This window comes from Paraburkholderia sp. GAS199 (assembly GCF_050436585.1).
Classification (GTDB): domain Bacteria; phylum Pseudomonadota; class Gammaproteobacteria; order Burkholderiales; family Burkholderiaceae; genus Paraburkholderia.
Window position 1 is genome coordinate 986,949 of record NZ_JBNDMM010000003.1, and the last position, 16,540, is coordinate 1,003,488.

The 16,540-nt window shown below is 65.5% G+C and carries 16 protein-coding genes; 9 read left to right on the top strand and 7 right to left on the bottom strand.

Translation table 11 applies throughout. The features are described from left to right. Positions 1 to 136 precede the first annotated feature (136 nt). From P3T18_RS16010 to P3T18_RS16025, 4 genes are all read left to right on the top strand, one after another. A complete protein-coding gene (locus P3T18_RS16010) occupies positions 137 to 442 on the top strand; it encodes a hypothetical protein (RefSeq protein WP_429300888.1) in 306 nt (101 codons plus the stop codon). 58 nt (positions 443 to 500) lie between these two features. Continuing rightward, on the top strand, positions 501 to 1,703 hold the full coding sequence (locus P3T18_RS16015) for an AAA family ATPase (RefSeq protein ID WP_429300889.1): 1,203 nt from the start codon (positions 501 to 503) through the stop codon (positions 1,701 to 1,703). Between the two features lie 178 nt (positions 1,704 to 1,881). Continuing rightward, positions 1,882 to 2,922, top strand: a complete 1,041-nt coding sequence (locus tag P3T18_RS16020) for a bifunctional nicotinamide-nucleotide adenylyltransferase/Nudix hydroxylase (protein WP_429300890.1) — start codon at positions 1,882 to 1,884, stop codon at positions 2,920 to 2,922. A 99-nt stretch (positions 2,923 to 3,021) separates the two neighbouring features. Further along, positions 3,022 to 4,464, top strand: coding sequence for a nicotinate phosphoribosyltransferase (locus P3T18_RS16025; RefSeq protein ID WP_429300891.1), 1,443 nt, complete (start codon positions 3,022 to 3,024; stop codon positions 4,462 to 4,464). 99 nt (positions 4,465 to 4,563) lie between these two features. On the opposite strand, the gene P3T18_RS16030 is transcribed toward P3T18_RS16025, so the two are convergent. After that, positions 4,564 to 6,435: an ATP-binding cassette domain-containing protein gene (locus P3T18_RS16030; RefSeq protein WP_429300892.1), complete on the bottom strand. Its 1,872-nt coding sequence runs from the start codon at positions 6,433 to 6,435 to the stop codon at positions 4,564 to 4,566. A 4-nt stretch (positions 6,436 to 6,439) separates the two neighbouring features. Next, positions 6,440 to 7,315, bottom strand: a complete 876-nt coding sequence (locus tag P3T18_RS16035) for an extracellular solute-binding protein (protein ID WP_429300893.1) — start codon at positions 7,313 to 7,315, stop codon at positions 6,440 to 6,442. Between the two features lie 244 nt (positions 7,316 to 7,559). Between P3T18_RS16035 and P3T18_RS16040 the strand changes: the two genes are divergently transcribed. The 3 genes from P3T18_RS16040 (at position 7,560) to P3T18_RS16050 (ending at position 9,236) form a co-directional block, all read left to right on the top strand. Then, the gene (locus P3T18_RS16040; protein ID WP_429300894.1) at positions 7,560 to 8,048 is read left to right on the top strand and encodes a molybdopterin-dependent oxidoreductase; all 489 of its coding nucleotides are present in this window, start codon (positions 7,560 to 7,562) and stop codon (positions 8,046 to 8,048) included. A gap of 81 nt (positions 8,049 to 8,129) precedes the next feature. Continuing rightward, positions 8,130 to 8,774, top strand: a complete 645-nt coding sequence (locus tag P3T18_RS16045) for a nitrogen fixation protein NifQ (RefSeq protein WP_429300895.1) — start codon at positions 8,130 to 8,132, stop codon at positions 8,772 to 8,774. Positions 8,775 to 8,825: 51 nt separating this feature from the next. Continuing rightward, positions 8,826 to 9,236, top strand: a complete 411-nt coding sequence (locus P3T18_RS16050) for a winged helix-turn-helix domain-containing protein (RefSeq protein ID WP_429300896.1) — start codon at positions 8,826 to 8,828, stop codon at positions 9,234 to 9,236. A 30-nt stretch (positions 9,237 to 9,266) separates the two neighbouring features. On the opposite strand, the gene P3T18_RS16055 is transcribed toward P3T18_RS16050, so the two are convergent. Both P3T18_RS16055 and P3T18_RS16060 read right to left on the bottom strand, forming a co-directional pair. Next, positions 9,267 to 10,631, bottom strand: a complete 1,365-nt coding sequence (locus tag P3T18_RS16055; protein WP_429300897.1) for a DUF2325 domain-containing protein — start codon at positions 10,629 to 10,631, stop codon at positions 9,267 to 9,269. A 182-nt stretch (positions 10,632 to 10,813) separates the two neighbouring features. Beyond that, the gene (locus tag P3T18_RS16060; protein ID WP_429300898.1) at positions 10,814 to 11,488 is read right to left on the bottom strand and encodes a hypothetical protein; all 675 of its coding nucleotides are present in this window, start codon (positions 11,486 to 11,488) and stop codon (positions 10,814 to 10,816) included. Between the two features lie 332 nt (positions 11,489 to 11,820). Here P3T18_RS16060 and P3T18_RS16065 point away from each other — a divergent pair, with 332 nt between their 5' ends. Further along, entirely contained in the window at positions 11,821 to 12,300 is a 480-nt protein-coding gene (locus P3T18_RS16065) for a nuclear transport factor 2 family protein (protein ID WP_429300899.1), read from the top strand. 83 nt (positions 12,301 to 12,383) lie between these two features. Further along, on the top strand, positions 12,384 to 13,247 hold the full coding sequence (locus P3T18_RS16070) for a 2OG-Fe(II) oxygenase (RefSeq protein ID WP_429300900.1): 864 nt from the start codon (positions 12,384 to 12,386) through the stop codon (positions 13,245 to 13,247). A gap of 25 nt (positions 13,248 to 13,272) precedes the next feature. On the opposite strand, the gene P3T18_RS16075 is transcribed toward P3T18_RS16070, so the two are convergent. From P3T18_RS16075 to P3T18_RS16085, 3 genes are all read right to left on the bottom strand, one after another. Further along, positions 13,273 to 13,713 carry a GNAT family N-acetyltransferase gene (locus tag P3T18_RS16075; protein ID WP_429300901.1) on the bottom strand — a complete coding sequence of 147 codons (441 nt, stop codon included), beginning with the start codon at positions 13,711 to 13,713 and terminating at the stop codon, positions 13,273 to 13,275. A gap of 26 nt (positions 13,714 to 13,739) precedes the next feature. After that, a complete protein-coding gene (locus tag P3T18_RS16080; protein WP_429300902.1) occupies positions 13,740 to 15,179 on the bottom strand; it encodes an MFS transporter in 1,440 nt (479 codons plus the stop codon). Between the two features lie 362 nt (positions 15,180 to 15,541). Then, on the bottom strand, positions 15,542 to 16,426 hold the full coding sequence (locus P3T18_RS16085) for an isocitrate lyase/PEP mutase family protein (protein ID WP_429300903.1): 885 nt from the start codon (positions 16,424 to 16,426) through the stop codon (positions 15,542 to 15,544). Positions 16,427 to 16,540: the final 114 nt, after the last annotated feature.

The following is a 16,540-nucleotide window of genomic DNA, read 5'->3' on the forward strand; positions in this document are numbered from 1 at the left end:
CGCGGACACGGCTCACCTGGACATGAGATGGACACCAGCTGCCGATAAGGCTGGGCTATAAGGATTCGAGCCGTCGCAGACACTGCGCGGCAAGCTGCAACGAACAATCAGCCGGGACCATCAAGCGGGGGTTGTCATGAACAGAATCAACAAGCCAGGCGCGCTGCGCATGGATCGTCGCGTCGCTCGCGAAGCATTTTGCGACGAACCGTCGGGCGCTTTCGCATGGAAGCGTATTCAGGCCGCGCCGCGCGCGTTATTCGCGACGCCGCCGGTGGATCTGACGACGCTCGTGATTGCCGACGCGATCAAGCGCAAACAACAGGCAGAACTGCAACGCGAAGCCTTGCGCGACGCGCTGTACGAGATACCGGCTTCGCCTGGGCGAGGCCATGAACGCGGCGCGGATATCCGCCCGCTCGATCCCGACGACTACGACTGAGCGTCGACCAGAACAGACGTGACCCGACCGACTGGCGGCGGGCCGGCGGAGACCCGACATGATCGACATCTTCCTGATTTCTTCCAGCGCGGAGCGCACGCCGCACATCATGGCGCGTCTCGAAGCCAGCGGCGTGGCGTACCGTTTGCGCGTCGGCTACGGCTCGGCGCGTCAGTTGCGTGAACATGGCGCCGCCATCGCGCGCGCCGATCTTCTGATTGTGGACGATGCGGATCTCAGCTTGCGTGAGCTGGTGAGCGTGGAAGAGGCGCTCGCCTGCAATCCGCATCTGCACTGCATGCTCGTCACCCCGTCGCCTTCGACGGCGCTGCTCGGCGCCGCGATGCGGGTCGGCATCCGTCACGTGCTGGCGTGGCCGCTCGATACGCAGGAAGTGTCGACGGCGCTCGCGCAGATCGACGCGAAGAAGGGGACGGTCAAACGCCGCCAGGCACGCGTGGTGTCGATGGCATCGTGCAAGGGCGGAAGCGGCACGACGCTGATCGCCGTGAATCTTGCCTATTCGCTGGCCGCGCTGCGCGACCGTCGCGTGCTGCTGATCGACCTGAGCCAGCAATTCGGCGACGCCAGTCTGCTGATGGCCGACAAACCGCCGCCGACCAACCTCGCCGACCTGTGCTCGCATGCCGAGCGTCTGGATGCGTCGCTATTCGACTCGTGCCTGATGCACGTGCACGCGAATCTCGACGTGCTCGCGGGCGCCGGCGATCCGCTCAAGGCGGCCGAACTGATTCCCGGCCAACTCGCGCGCATCCTGACATTGGCGCGGGAGCGCTACGACGCCGTGCTGATCGACGTCGGACAAACACTCAATCCGCTGACCATCCACGCACTCGACCACAGCGACTCCATCTGCATGATCGTGCGGCAGAACCTGTTGTACCTGCACGGCGGCCGCCGCATGCTCGATATTTTTCGCGAGTTCGGCTATCCGGCGAGCAAGGTGCGCGTGGTGGTGAATCAGTACGACAAGAACGCCCGCATCAATCTGACGGCGCTGGAAAAAACGCTCGGCGCGAAGGTCGCGCATCAACTGCCGCTCGACGAAAAACACGCCAACGACGCGCTCAATCGCGGCGTGCCGCTCGTGACATCGGCGAAAGACAGCGCGCTCGCGCAAGGCATCAGTCTGCTTGCCGACATGTTGTGGCCAGCGCAGGTCGAGCGTCGTAAAAGCGTGCTCGGCCGGTTTCTCTCGACGTGGCCGGCGTCGCCGCCGCGGCTCAAGCCGGGTCTGTAAGGCAGAGATGCGACGCGTTGCGGCGTGCCGGCAAGCTCGTTGCCGGCACGCACGCACCATGCGAAAAACACGAAGAAACTCGCGCCATGCCATTGACCGGCGCGGCCTGCAACTCATAGAATCGTCTTACGGCAAAGGGAAAGACCCGCAGCCGCCACCTTACTCTTGAGGGAGCCTCATGAGCCCAGCATCAATAAGGCGTTTCGACGCCACGGTTTTCATTGGCCGTTTTCAGCCGCCGCATCGCGGGCATCTTCAGGTGCTGCGTCAGGCGCTCGCATCGGCCAGCCAGGTTTGCATCCTGATCGGTTCCACCGACAAACCCCGCACCATCAAAGATCCGTTTTCGTTCGACGAGCGCCGCGAAATGCTGGCCTCGATGCTGAGCGAAGAAGAACGCGCGCGCATCACCATCGCGGCGGTGCAAGACTCCACCTACAACGACAACGACTGGCTGCGCTGGACTCAGGACGCGGTCGCGGCGCAGCTTGGCGAAACGGCAGGCCGCAAAATCGCCTTGATCGGCCACGAGAAAGACGCGTCCTCTTACTACCTGCGCATGTTCCCGCAGTGGGAGCTGATCGAGGCCGACGCCACCGAAGACATCTCCGCCACCGAAATCCGCGAGCAGCTGTTTGCCGAGCGCAGCAACAGCTTCGTGCAATGGGCCGTGCCCGCGCCGGTTTTCGCGTGGCTGGAGCAGTTCCGCAAGCGGCCCGAATTCGCGCAACTGAAGTCGGAAGCGGAATTCATTGCCGGTTATAAGCGGAAGTGGGCGGCGGCGCCGTATGCCGTCACTTTCGTGACCGTCGATGCACTCGTGGTGCATTCCGGACACATTCTGCTGGTGCGTCGCCGTAGCGAGCCCGGCCGCGGTTTGTGGGCCTTGCCCGGCGGCTTCGTGAATCAGGACGAGCGGCTCGAAGCCGCCTGCGTGCGCGAATTGCGCGAAGAAACCGGCCTGAAGATTCCCGAGCCCGTCATGCGCGGTTCGCTGAAAGATCGTCAGGTGTTCGATCATCCGCAGCGATCGCTGCGTGGACGTACCATTACGCATGCGTTCCTGTTTCATTTTCCGGTGGGCGAGTTGCCGCGCGTCAAAGGCAGCGACGACGCCGACAAGGCGCAATGGATTCCGCTCAACGTGCTCGCCACCATGCGCAACGTGATGTTCGAAGATCACTTCGATATCGCGCATCATTTTTTGAGCAAGCTTTAAGCAGCCTTGGGACGCGCGCCGCGCGCGTTTAGCCATTTAGCAGTTCCTTCCGCCGGGATAGACCTGGCGGCGATTCAACGGCCTAGAGGAGTTCTAGCCATGCAAGACAAAAACACCGGCTTCATCGACATGGCGTCGATCCTGTCCAATCCGATCCTCAACACGGATTCGTACAAGGCGTCGCACTATCTGCAATATCCGCCCGAAGCCACGGCGATGTTCTCGTACATCGAATCGCGCGGCGGACGCTACGAGCGCACGGTGTTCTTTGGTCTGCAGATGCTGATCAAGGAATATCTGTGCCGGCCGATCACGGCCGCCATGATCGACGAGGCGAAAGCATTTTTCACCGCGCACGGCGAGCCGTTCAACGAAGCGGGCTGGCGCTACATCGTCGAACAATACGGCGGCTATCTGCCGGTGCGGATACGCGCCGTCCCCGAAGGCTCGGTCGTGCCGACGCATAACGTGCTGGTCACGGTGGAATGCGACGACCCGCGCGTGTTCTGGCTGGCGTCGTATCTGGAAACCATGCTGCTGCGCGTGTGGTATCCGATCACGGTGGCCACGCAAAGCTGGCACCTGCGCAAGACCATTCGCGGTTACCTCGAAAAAAGCAGCGACGACCTCTCGCAACTGCCGTTCAAACTGCACGACTTCGGCGCGCGTGGCGTGTCGAGCGCGGAGTCGGCGGCAATCGGCGGCGCGGCGCATCTGGTGAGTTTCATGGGTTCGGACACGGTGCTCGGCGTGGTGGCCGCGAATCGCTACTACAACGATCCGATGGCGGCGTTTTCCGTGCCGGCCGCCGAGCACAGCACCATCACGTCGTGGGGCCGCGAGCGCGAGACGGACGCGTTCCGCAACATGATCGCGCAGTTCGGCAAGCCCGGCGCAATCGTCTCGGTGGTGTCCGACTCGTACGACCTGTTCGCCGCGCTCGAAGTGTGGGGCACGGAGTTGAAGCAGGCCGTGCTCGACTCGGGCGGCACGCTGGTGATTCGCCCCGATTCCGGCGACCCGCTCAGCATCGTCCTGCAGACCATGCGGGCGCTGGAGGCGTCGTTCGGATCCACGGTGAACGGCCGGGGGCGGCGCGTGCTGAATAACGTCCGCGTGATTCAGGGCGACGGCGTGAACGCCGAGTCGATCGGGACGATCCTCGCCGCGATGGACGAAGCCGGTTTCGCGGCGGACAACATCGTGTTCGGCATGGGCGGCGCGCTGCTTCAGCAGATCAACCGCGACACGCAGCGCTTCGCGATGAAGTGCTCGGCGATCCGCATCGGCGACACATGGCAGGACGTGCGCAAGGATCCCGTGACGGACGCCGGCAAGCGCTCGATGAAAGGGCGGCTCACCTTGCTGGTCAATCGCCGGACCGGCGAATACCGCACCGTCACGTTGCCGCTCGCGTGGGACGACCGGATGGTCGAAAGCGAATGGGAAGAGGCGCTCGTGACCGTGTTCGAATCCGGCAAGCTGCTGGTCGACGTGAGCTTTGCGGCGGTACGGGAAAGGGCGCACGCGGCCGAGGGCTAAACCCGTGCGCGATGGGTGATGGGTGATGGGTGATGAGTGATGCGTGACGTTTCGCGGCGGCGCCTGCCTGCGGTCATCGCACCGCGGGCAGGTCCGTTGTCAAACGTCGCTGCGTCCAGCCTCCCGGCACCAGACCACCACGCCGGAAGCTCGCACGTCGACTCGCCAGACGCTGCCTTCCTGCGCGAGTGCAAATCCGTTGGCAGCCGGAACGTCCAGACGCACGCCGTCGAGATTCAACCGCACGAACCGTTCGCCCCGTCGCAACTCGACGCCTTCCACCACGCCTTCGAAGGCGCCCACCGCCGACGCCACCACGGACTGCGACGCGACCCGCCACATCACGTGTTGCCCGGCGGCAAAATCGAAACCGCAATCGGCGGTGGCGAACGCCAGACCGTTGCCGGGATTCACAAGTCCCGGCGTCACCATCACGCCTTCGCCGACATTGTGCAAGCCGAGCAGTTCGGCGACGCGCATCGACGCCGGCCGCTCGAAAACCGCGTCGATATCGCCGGCTTGCAGCACGCGACCCTGCTCGACGACCAGCACTTCGTCCGCGAGCAGCGCGGCTTCGTCCGGGTCGTGCGTGACGATGATCGTGACCGCCGTGATCTCCCGTTGCAGCGCCCGCAACGACTGCTGCAAGCGTCGCCGGCGCGGTGTGTCGAGCGCGGCGAATGGCTCGTCGAAAAGCAGCAGTTCGCTGTGCCGCGTCAGCGCGCGCGCGAGCGCCACCCGCTGCCGCTGTCCGAACGACAACTGACGCGGCAGGCGCGCCACCAGTTGCGCGAGACCGAGGTGATCGAGCCAGTAGCGCGCGCTGGCGGGATCGGCGTCGACGGGAAAGGCGAGTTGTTCGGCCACGGTCATATGCGGAAACAGACCGTAGTCCTGCGGCATGTAGCCGATCTGCCGGCGCTCCGGCGGCAGCGCGCCGAGGTCTTTGGTGCCGAGCCGGACCGCGCCGGCGTCGCTGACTTCGTTGCGCTCAAGCCCGGCGATCAGCCGCAGCGCGAGCGACTTGCCCGAGCCAGACGGTCCGATGATCGCGAGCCGTCGCGTGGTCGGCGCCCAGGCGAGGTCGAGATCGAACGCGCCGAGGCGGCGGCGCAACTGGAAGGCGAGGCGCAGGCGGGCCGAGTCGCCACGGCTTGCTGTTAGATCCGTGGGGGGCGCGAGCGTTTCGTCGCCCGATTCGGTCTGCTCGATCAGCGGCTTTTGCCGGAGGCTGTAGATCGACAGCGCGGCGCAGACCACCGCGATCGCGAGGGTCGGCAGCAGCAACGGCATCATGGCGGGCAGGCCCTGTCCGCCGAACACTACGTAGGTATAGACCGGCAGCGAATACGGATGGTAGGCCACCATCACGGTCGCGCCGAATTCGCCGAACGCGCGCAGCCAGGCGAGCGCGAGTCCGGCGCGAATCGCCGGCCACGCCACCGGCAGCATGACGCGCAGGAAACGGCTGCCGGCACGATGACCGAGCGTCGCGGCGACGTCGTCGAGCACGGGATCGACGGCGCTAAACGCGGACTTCGCGGCGATGATGAGAAACGGCGCGGCGACGAAGGCTTCCGCGAGAACGATGCCGGTGAACGAATCCGTCAGCGCGCCGCCCGTAAGCCGGCCGACCCAGCTATACGGACCGAGCAGGAACAGCAGCAGCACGCCGCTGGTGAGCGGCGGCAGGGCGAGCGGCAACTGCACGACAAAACCGAGCAGCGCCATTTTGCGTGAGGTGGAGCGCGCCAGCAGATAGCCGAGCGGCACGCCGCCGAGCAGGATCGCCAGCGTGGCGACACTGGCGCTGCCCGCCGAGACGGCCACCGCCGACCACGTTTCGCGCCAGTCGACGCTGGCCCAGTCGGCCGCGCCGAGTTGCGGCACGCTGGCGACGAACGGCGCGCACAGATAGACGGCAAGCAGCGCCGCCAGCCACAGTAGCGGTCGCGCGACGGTACGCGGCACAGCGTTACTGGGCGGCGTCGATCACGGCCTGAACCGAAGGCGGCATGGCCTGCACGTTGCCGGTGATGGTCGGCTTGACGATGTCCACGCCGTGCTGCTTGAGCAGGGTGCGGCCTTGTGCGCTCAGCAGGAAATCGACGAAGCTGCTCGCGCCCGAGTGGTTCGGCGCGTCGTTCAGGATGGTCAGCGTATAGCTGGCCTTGGCCTGCAATTCGGGCGCCGGACGCAGCGCCGGAATCTTCAGGTCCGAGGTTTCGGTCGAGTAGAAAAAGCCGGCGTCGAGCTGGCCGGATTGCAGACGGCCCACCAGGGTTTCCTCAGGCAACACCTGCTCGGGATTTTCCGGCGCGCCCAGGGTTTTCTGGACCAGGTCCGGCTGATGGTAAAGCTCGGCGGCCTTGGTCATCATCTCGACAGTGAACGCGCCCTTCGGGTCCAGCTTCGGATCGGTGCGGCCGATGCGGATGCCCGGTTCCTGCAGCACCTGATCCCAGCGCTTCGTCTTGAAGTCCGCAGCGAATTTGCTCTTCGGGTTGTAGCCGATCATCAGCGGCGATTCCGCGAAATTCACGTACCACGTCACGTGATCGCCGTTCGCTTCGCCCATCAGGCTGCTGTTGACCTTCGGGCTCGCGCTGATGAACACGTCGCCGCGCCGCAGCTTGCCCTTGATCTCGTTGGCGATCTTGTTCGAACCGGCCGCGTAGCCGCGGAAATGCTGACCCGTGGCTTTCTCGAAAGCCGGGCCGACGCTGCGTTCCATCAGGTTCACGAGCGAGCCGGCATACAGCACGTTGACGGTGTCGTCCTGCGCGAAGGCGGGCATGGCGGCCGTCACGCCGCTGACGATGACGAGAGATGCGAGCAACTTGCGAATCATGCGAAAACCCCGGTTCGTTATTAAGAGCGTTATATTACGACGCCATCGACGTTTATTGCAGTGCGGCGTCCTCGATCCGGCGGAAAAAACCACGCTCGGGCGAACACGCGGGAACGCCGATAAGTCGGGCGATATAGTGCGTATCGCGGCGTTTTCGTGCTGAAAGCGCGCTGGCGGCGTAATATCCGTTCGTACATAGCGAGTGATGACGCAGGATGGGTTTCGAGGCTGGAGAAAGGCGCGTATGGATACGATGAATATGAGTGCGGCAACGGCCGTCGACGGTGTGCTCCGGTTGAGCGGACGTTTCCAGCGGCATCTGTCGTTCGGGCTCGACGAACTCAGGCAGTACGAGAGCATGCTCGCCGAGCCGTTCGACCTGCGTTGCTACACGACCAACCGCTTTATCCGCAGCGTCGAGCCGTATCGCGGCGTACGCCTCACCACCTTGCTGCTGGAAGCCGGTCTGCCGAACTCGGTGCACGGCGAGTTCAAGCGCACGGTGTTCGTCGCGGTCGGACACGACGGCTATGCCGTGACATTTTCATGGCACGAGCTGTTCAACACACCGGTGGGCGCAAGCGTTCTGGTGGCGTACGAATGCGCCGGCCGCCCGCTCAGCGCCGAAGAGGGCGCGCCGATCCTGTTTTCCGGTTCGGACATGCTGCCCGCGCCGCGTCATGTGAAACGTCTCGCGCGTATCGAGGCGCATGTTCTCACCGCATCGGCGTAGCGGCGTGGCGCTGGGGGCAAGGCGTACGGCCGTAACGCGAGGGCGTAGCATGAGGTTTTCGCGAGTTCATCTTTCAACGCCATGCCTGACGATCCACTTTCGCTTCCCGCTGCGCCGGGTTTGAGCGGCGCGTCTGCGGCCCTGCCGCAGGATTCGCTGGACGCGCGAGCCGCCGAGCGCGCGGCGTCGTGGCTCGCGGCCGCACGCGATCCCGCCTCGCCCGACACGCGGCTTTTCGCGAAGCTGATCGCCGCGCGCGACGTGCGTGACGAACTGGCGCTGCTCGGTTTGTCCGCGACGGACTGGCGCGCGCTGATGGCGCGTCACTTCGGCACGGCAGTGACGGCGTCACCGCCGCCCACGTTGCTGGAGGGCGAGCACGCCGCGTTCGTCGACTCGCTGCATACGCTGCTGATGACCGAAGCCGCGCGCGCAGTCGACCCGGACGACGCCCGCTGTCTGGCCGCGATCATCGCGCATGCGTGCTTGCGGCCCGACCATTTATGGCGCGACCTCGGTCTTGCCGGCCGCGACGAGGTGACGTGGATGCTGACGCGCTACTTCCCGGCGCTGGTCGCGCGCAACGTCGACAATCTGCGCTGGAAGAAATTCCTCGCGCAGCAGCGCGCGCTGTCGCTCGGTCTGGAACCTGGTCCCGCGCCGGGTTGTCCCGGCTGCGAAGATTATGGGCACTGCTTTCCCGGCGCGCGTTCTTTGCTCGCCTGAAGACAGCCCGACGGGCTGGCAGCGCAAAGCGGTTCGTGTATGCTTTCGCGCATGGCCGACACCGCAAAAACCATCCCCAAAGCCACGCCTCGAAGCGCGACCCGAACTGCGAAGAGCCGTCCCGAAGTGCGCTTCAGAATGCGCATTCGCAGCGGCGACGCCGTGGCACTCGGGCCGGGCAAAGTCGAACTGCTCGAAGCCGTGCGCGAACACGGCTCGATCGCGGCGGCCGCACGCAGCCTGAACATGTCGTACCGGCGCGCCTGGCTACTGATCGACGAATTGAACCGCTCGCTCAAGATGCCCGCCACCGCATCGGAGCAGGGTGGTCAGAGCGGCGGCGGCTGCACGCTGACGCCGGTGGGCGAATCCATCATTCGCCTGTACCGCGAGGTCGAAGCCGAGGCGCAACGCAGTTGCGCACGGCAGATCAGCGAACTCACCCGAATGATCCGGTCCTGAGACCTCGTTCGCCTCACCCGTTTTGGCCGCTTACCCGTGACGCAGACAGAACGCCGAGGCCGGCGCATGACCGCCTTGAGCGAGCTGCTCCAGATGCACGGGATGCAGCCGCGCCATCAATTCCACGAAGCTCGCCACGCTGGCCGTCCGTAACGGGTGATAGTCGATCTGATGTCTTTCGCACACGCGCTTGAGCGTGTTCATCGAATCGTGATCGATGCAGTCCACGGGAAATACGACGATATGCGCGCCGGGTAGCGCGGCGGCGAGCAGACCCTTGCGGTCTTCCACGCCACCGTCGTGCAGCACGAGATCGCCGCCGGCGGCATCCACCAGTCGCTTGAGCGCCGCGTTCGAACCCGGCCGCCCGCCCACATAGACGATCCGCTTGCCGCGCACGCTCGCCAGACTGGCGCGGCCGCCGTCGGTATTGCCGGAGGTGTCCGAGGCGTCGAGCGTGGCCTGTTCCAGCGCGTCGCATTCGCTCTGCGCCACCTTGAGCAGCGCCAGCGCCTGATCGCGGCTCTTGCGCAGCGCGGCCGCCGCGCCTTGCTCCTGCGCCACGCGCTGTTCGGCGGCTTCGCGTCGGCTGGTGTGCAGCGCGATCCGCTGATCGGCGTCGGCGAGTTTTTCGCGCAGGCGCTGCAATTGCGCTTCGAGGTCGGCGTCGTCGGCGGGAATCTGGCGCGTGGCCAACGCCGTGAGCTGGACGATCTGTTCGTTGAGCGCGGCGATAGTCGCATCGCGCTGCGTGCCGATTTCCTGCAAGCGGCTTTGCTGCCGCTCGATCTTCTCCTTCAGTTCGGCGTTTTCCGCTTCGAGCGCCACCAGACGCCGGATGTCCGCGCGGTTCGCCGCGCCGACCAGGTGCGAGAGCATGTGCAGATCGCCGAACGCCTTCTGACGCACGTACAGCGTGGCATACGGGTGCGTCATCAGCGCCCAGTAGGCGGGCGGAATGTCGCCGTTTTTGAGCGCTTCGTCCCACAGCGCGAGCAGCGCCACGTCGTCGGCGGCCTGGTCGAAACGGCGGATCGCGGCCGCATAGTGTTCGTCGAGCGACTTGTGCAGCGCTTTCGCGCCCGCGCCGCCGTCGATCGCCAGTTCGACCGCCGAGTGATGAATTTCCAGGTCGGTCGCGTCGCGCCGGTCGAGTCCGGTGAATTTCGGCACCAGCTTGCGCAGTTCGTGCGTGCTCAGACAGGTGCCGATGATCGAGCAGTGCAAATGGTTGTCGAGTTCCGTCAGACGCGCGCGGCGTTTCGTATTCGGCGCGACGGCTTTGGACGGCGCGCTGCAGCATGCGTCGGCGGCACGCAAGCCGGTTCCCGCGGCGTCGTCGCCGGAGAGTTTGAGACGCTGTGTCTGCGCGAGGCGAAACGGTGGCATGTGCATGAGGACCTCGATCCGGATCGTCAGATTGGCCGTGCGAGCGCGCGGGGCAAGCTCGGCATGTCAAAAAATCGTAACGCTATGTTTGTTGCGATATAACGCTGGGCGTATTGCCCGGATTGTTGCCGGATAAAAAACAGCTTCGTTCGTGGTTCGGCTTACCGACTCATGTCGCTCAATCCGCTCTACTCGGTCGAGCCGGCGAGCGCGGGCGCGCGGTTCGACCTGCGCGACGTGCCTGATGTATGGGGAGCGCCTGAAGCACGCGCGATGCCGCGGGCCGGCGCGGACGCGCCGGAACGGGCCGCGGCGCGCCTCGCTCCGCCTGCGGCGCTCGTGCCGTTCGAGCCGTTGGGGACATTCGTCGCATTTGTCCCGTTCGCGTCACGAGCATGCTGTTCCAGCACGTGACCGACGCACAGGCCGATGAATGCCGCGTCGAGCCGCTCCAGTTCGGCCACTACCTTGCGCAGCGCGGCCAGATCGTTGCTGAGCGCGTCGGAAAAGATCGCGTCGCGCAGTTGCTCGGCCGAGCGCGCTTCCTCGATTGCCGCCTTCAAGTCACGCAGACGCGCGAAGCCGCTTGCCCTTGCGCGTTCCGCCAGCATCGACAGCAACTGGTTCAGCGTATGCGAGCCGGTCGTGCCGACCGATGTCAGGCTCAACGGATCGGCGCCCAGCATCGAGACGAAACGCTGCACGCTGCCGTACAGGCGGCGGTAAGCGTCCACGACATCGCGGATCAGCTCGGCGCGCCCGCGTTCGGACGCCGACTTCACGGCGACGATGGTCGACGAAATCTCGTTCGGCACGCGCTCGACGCGCGTTGCCGGTTGGCTCAAGGTGGATCGACTGCGCACTGCCTCTGGCTCCTGCCTCTTCGTTGTGCTCCGTGGAAAGCCGCGGCCAGACGTGGCGCGACGCTTCAGGGAGCCTACCGTAATATCCGACAGGATATAACGAAAGCCGGTCCGGGTGTTGGTCGTGAGCAGCGCTGCGCTCCGGCGGGCGTCCCACACCGACCCGAATTTCCGATATCGTGTGCGGCACGGGCGCGCGAGGGAACGCAACGCCGGCCAGACACCGGGCCAACACGTGCGCATCCCGCGAGACCGGCGTGCCAGGCCGCCCGCACGGCGTTTCGACGCCGCTTCCCGTTCCGGCAACTCAAAATACTAACAACGAGCGAACCATGAGCCATCCCAACACCGAACTCATCGAGCGCTTCTACACCGCTTTCCAGCAACGCGACGCCGAAGCCATGGCCGCCTGTTACGCGGACGACGTGCTGTTCAGCGACCCCGTATTCGGCCCGTTGCGCGGCGAAGAGGCGCGCGACATGTGGCGCATGCTGGTCGCGCGGGCGCAGGATTTTTCGCTGGAATTCGACGGCGTCGAAGCGGATGAGCGTAGCGGCCGGGCCCGCTGGGTCGCGCGCTATCTGTTCAGTCAGACCGGTCGTCCGGTGGTCAACCGGATCGCCGCGCGGTTCGTGTTTCGCGACGGCCGCATCGTCGAACATCACGACAGCTTCGACCTGTGGAGCTGGACCCGCCAGGCGCTCGGCGCGCGCGGCACGCTGCTCGGATGGACGCCGTTCGTGCAACGCGCGATCCGCGCGCAGGCGCGCAAAGGCCTCGCGCTGTACCGCCGTCGGCAGGGTCGCGGGTGACGCGGCGGCCGCAGCGGCGCCGTCCTTGCCAGAATTCAGTCAGTTGATGCAGCATGCTGGAATACCGATCGACGGGGAGTGCTATGCCAGTAGTAGACGCCGCATGGGAAGAGTGGCTGAGCAGTAACGTGGCGCGCGGGTGCAGTCCGGATTCGATGATCGACGCAATGGTGCAGGCCGGGTTCGCCACGCAGGCGGCACAGTCGGCCGTGCATCGGGCCTTCGGCGAGCCGCCGTCGGCGTCGGTCGCGACCGAGGCTGCGCTGGCGCAGTCCGCGCCGCGCACCTTTCAGTACGACGAGCCGCCGGTGGCGAGCGGCAACGTGATTCGCGCGCACGACCGCGACGTACGCGTGCTGATGCGCAGCGAGCGGCCGCAGGTCATCGTGTTCGGCGACGTGCTGTCGAAGGACGAGTGCGCCGAGATGATCGAGCGCTCGCGCCATCGGCTGAAACGTTCGACCACGGTCAATCCCGACACCGGCAAGGAAGACGTGATCCGCAACCGCACCAGCGAGGGCGTGTGGTATCAGCGCGGCGAAGATTCTTTCATCGAGATGCTGGATCGGCGCATTTCGAGCCTGATGAACTGGCCGGTCGAAAACGGTGAGGGTCTGCAGATCCTGCACTACAACACGACCGGCGAATATCGCCCGCATTTCGATTATTTTCCGCCCGATCAGCCCGGCAGCGCGGTCCACACGGCGCAAGGCGGTCAACGTGTCGCGACGCTCGTCATCTATCTGAACGACGTGCCGGACGGTGGCGAAACGATCTTTCCGGAGGCCGGTTTGTCGGTGGCGGCGCAGCAGGGCGGCGCGGTGTATTTCCGCTATATGAACGGCCAGCGTCAGCTCGATCCGCTGACCCTGCACGGCGGCGCGCCGGTGCTCGGCGGCGACAAATGGATCATGACGAAGTGGATGCGCGAACGCGCCTACGGCTGATGCACCGTGCCCCGCGTCCGCTGCTTTATGGCTGGCCGGTGGCGTACACGTGCGGGTCGTGGCGTTCCATGTAACGTTCGGGATGTTCCAGCGGCGTGAAGCCGTGCGGCGCATAGACGTGGTGGGCGTCGGTGGTGACCAGCACCATCCGGCGGATTCCCTGAAGCGAGGGGCGCGCGGCGATGGCCGACATCAGCGCCGACGCGACGCCCTTGCCGCGATGCGCCGGCAGCACGAACACGTCGCTCAGGTAGGCGAAGGTGGCTTCGTCGGTGATAAGTCGCGCGAAGCCGATCTGCGTGCCGTCGAGGTACGCGCCGAAGCACAGCGAGCCCGCCACCGCGCGATCGAAAGTCTCGCGCGGCATGCCTTTGGCCCACGGCGTTTCCTGCGAGAGAAACGCGTAGGTCATCTCGAGGTCGAGTTTGTCTTTATCTGTCGAGATCGTCAGGTCGACTGCTTGCACGCCATGTCTCCGGGAAAATGAGCGGCTCAGCTTTTGGCCGGATCTTCGGCGCCGCGCGAGCCGCCGCCGATGCTTTGTCCCGCGTCGCGCGCGAGACCCACGTAGCCGAGCACCGACACCAGCGTCAGCACGCCGGCGAACAGGAACGCGAGACGGAAGTCGTCGAGCGTAAACACATGACCGCTGTTTTCGCCGTTGAAGAATGCGGCGGCGCGCAACGACACCGCGCCGAAGGCGATGCCGAGGCCGATCGTCATCTGCGCGGCGGCGCTCCACAACGTGCTGGCGGCACTCATCTTGGGTTGCGCGACGTCGGCGTAGGCGAGGGTGGCGAGCGTCGAGAACTGCATCGAGCGGGCCACGCCGTAGACGAACACCACGAACAGCACCAGCACGAGCGGCACGTTGGGTGTCAGCAGTCCGCAGGCGATGATGAAAATCCCGGCCACCGTCACGTCGACGATCGACACCATGCGAAAACCGTAGCGCTGCAGGATGCGCGTGGTCAGCGCCTTCATGCCGAGATTGCCGAGCGCGCTCGCGAGCAGCAGCAGCCCCGATTTGAACGCGGACAAACCGAAGCCGACCTGAAACAGCAGCGGCATCAGATACGGCACCGCGCCGATGCCGATGCGGGTGAACGAGCCGGTCACGACCGTCACCGAAAAGGTGGGGATTTTCAGCGTGGACACGTCGATCAGCGGATGCGGATGGCGCTTCGCGTGCTGGAATGCCACCACGCCAGCGATCAGTCCGCCGAGCACGAAGGCGCCCGCCACCCACGGGTTTTCGCCCGGCTGACTGGCCAGTTCGGCGCCGTAGAGGATGGCCGTGAGCGTCGCGCCGCTCAGCAGCAGGCCGACCACGTCGAGCGGCTTGCGTTCGCTGCCGCGCAGGTTCGGCACCAGCGCGAGCGCGATGGCCATGGCCGCCAGACCGAACGGCACGTTCAGCAGGAAGATCCAGCGCCACGACGCATATGTCGTGATGAAACCGCCCACCGGCGGACCGACGACCGGCGCGGCGATCGCGGGCCAGGTGATCGTGGAGATGGCCTGCATCATGCGGCTCTTCTCGGTGCTGCGCACCACGATCAGCCGGCCGACCGGCACCATCATCGCGCCGCCCATGCCTTGCAGAAGGCGCGCCGCGGTGAACTCGACGACGTTTTGCGAGAGGCCGCACAACACCGACGCCACCGTGAACACGCCGATCGCGCTGAAAAACACCGTGCGCGATCCGCAGCGATCGGCGACCCAGCCGCTCGCGGGAATGAAGATCGCCAGCGCCAGCATGTAGGCCGTCATGCCGAGACTCAGGCTGTTCGGGCCGACGCCGAAGGAATGCGCCATTTGCGGCAGCGCCGTGGCGATCACCGTGGTGTCGAGATACTCCATGAAGAACGTTGCCGCGACGATATACGGCAACCAGCCGACATGCGAGGCGCGCGTGGTGTTATCGGTCATGCCGCGATCCTCGGCGGACGAGGCGGTTGATCCGTCGGACGGCAGCGTGCGCTGGCGTGGCAGGAAAGCGTGAACTTCATGGGCGTGCAACTACCTTTCGAAAACGGGAAGATCGCGCCCGCCTGCGGCAGTGCGAAGACACGGTCCGCGTGATGTCGACGTGACGCGATGCGATGGCGGCCGGACATGGCTCGCGTTCCACAGCGTGCTATGTCCGGCCCAGCCTGAATCGTAACGCAACAATTCGCGTCATATCACCGTCGACCGCACGAAGCGTGTGCGCGACAGCCGCCTTCCCCGTGGGTCAGGCGGCGCACGCCGCGCTTTTCGTGCGTTCGGCCCGTTTCTCTGACCCGCCTTGCTCAATCTTTCGCGGCGTATTCGCGGTCGAGCTTGTCGTAGAGCGGCTTGTTGACGAGCCGCTGGCGTTCGCTGAACGGCGCGACGAGGCTTGCGTCTTCGTCGAGGCGGCCGTTGGTTTTGAGCGTGCCGAGCGCGCGCTGCATGCCGAGCACGGCGCCTTGCAACGCGGCGTTCGCGTACAGCACCACGCCGTAGCCGAGTTTCGCCAGCGCTTCACGCGATTGCACCGGCGTCTTGCCGCCGATCACGATGTTGATCAGTTGCGGCGCGTCGAACAGCGACGGCAGACGCTCGATGTCGGCCAGCGATTCGGTGGCTTCGATGAACAGAATGTCCGCGCCCGCCTCGATAAAGCGGTGGCCGCGCTCGATCGCGTCTTCGATGCCGTGCACGGCCGCCGAGTCGGTGCGCGCCATGATCTGCAGATTGCCGTCTTCGCGGGCGTCGACCGCCGCGCGGATCTTGCCGACCATTTCGGCGGTGCTCACCACTTCCTTGCCCGAAAAGTGGCCGCATTTCTTCGGCATGATCTGGTCTTCGAACTGAATCACGTCGGCGCCGCTGCGCTCCAGCACGCGCACCGTCTGGCGGACGTTCAGCGCGTTGCCGAAGCCGGTGTCGGCGTCCACGACCAGCGGCAGGGCCACCGCGTCGCGGATGCGCGCCGTGTGTTCCGCCACTTCCGCGAGTCCGATGAAGCCGAGATCGGGCAGGCCGAGCGACATGTTCGTGACGCCGGCGCCGGTGATGTAGATCGCCTCGAAGCCCGCGTCTTCGATCACGCGCGCGCTCATGGCGTTGAACGCGCCGGGCAGCAGCAGGCCGCGGCGTTCGTTGACTTTGGCGCGGAAGGCGGCGCGGCGATTGGCGGAAGAAGTGCTCATGACGTAGGTCTCCGGTGTCTGGAATGAAGGGAAAAGCCGGCGCGGCGCGTAAGTCTCGACCGCGCGCGTGGGCGGGATTTCTGCAGAAAGCATGCCATGCGACCCACCAAGCCG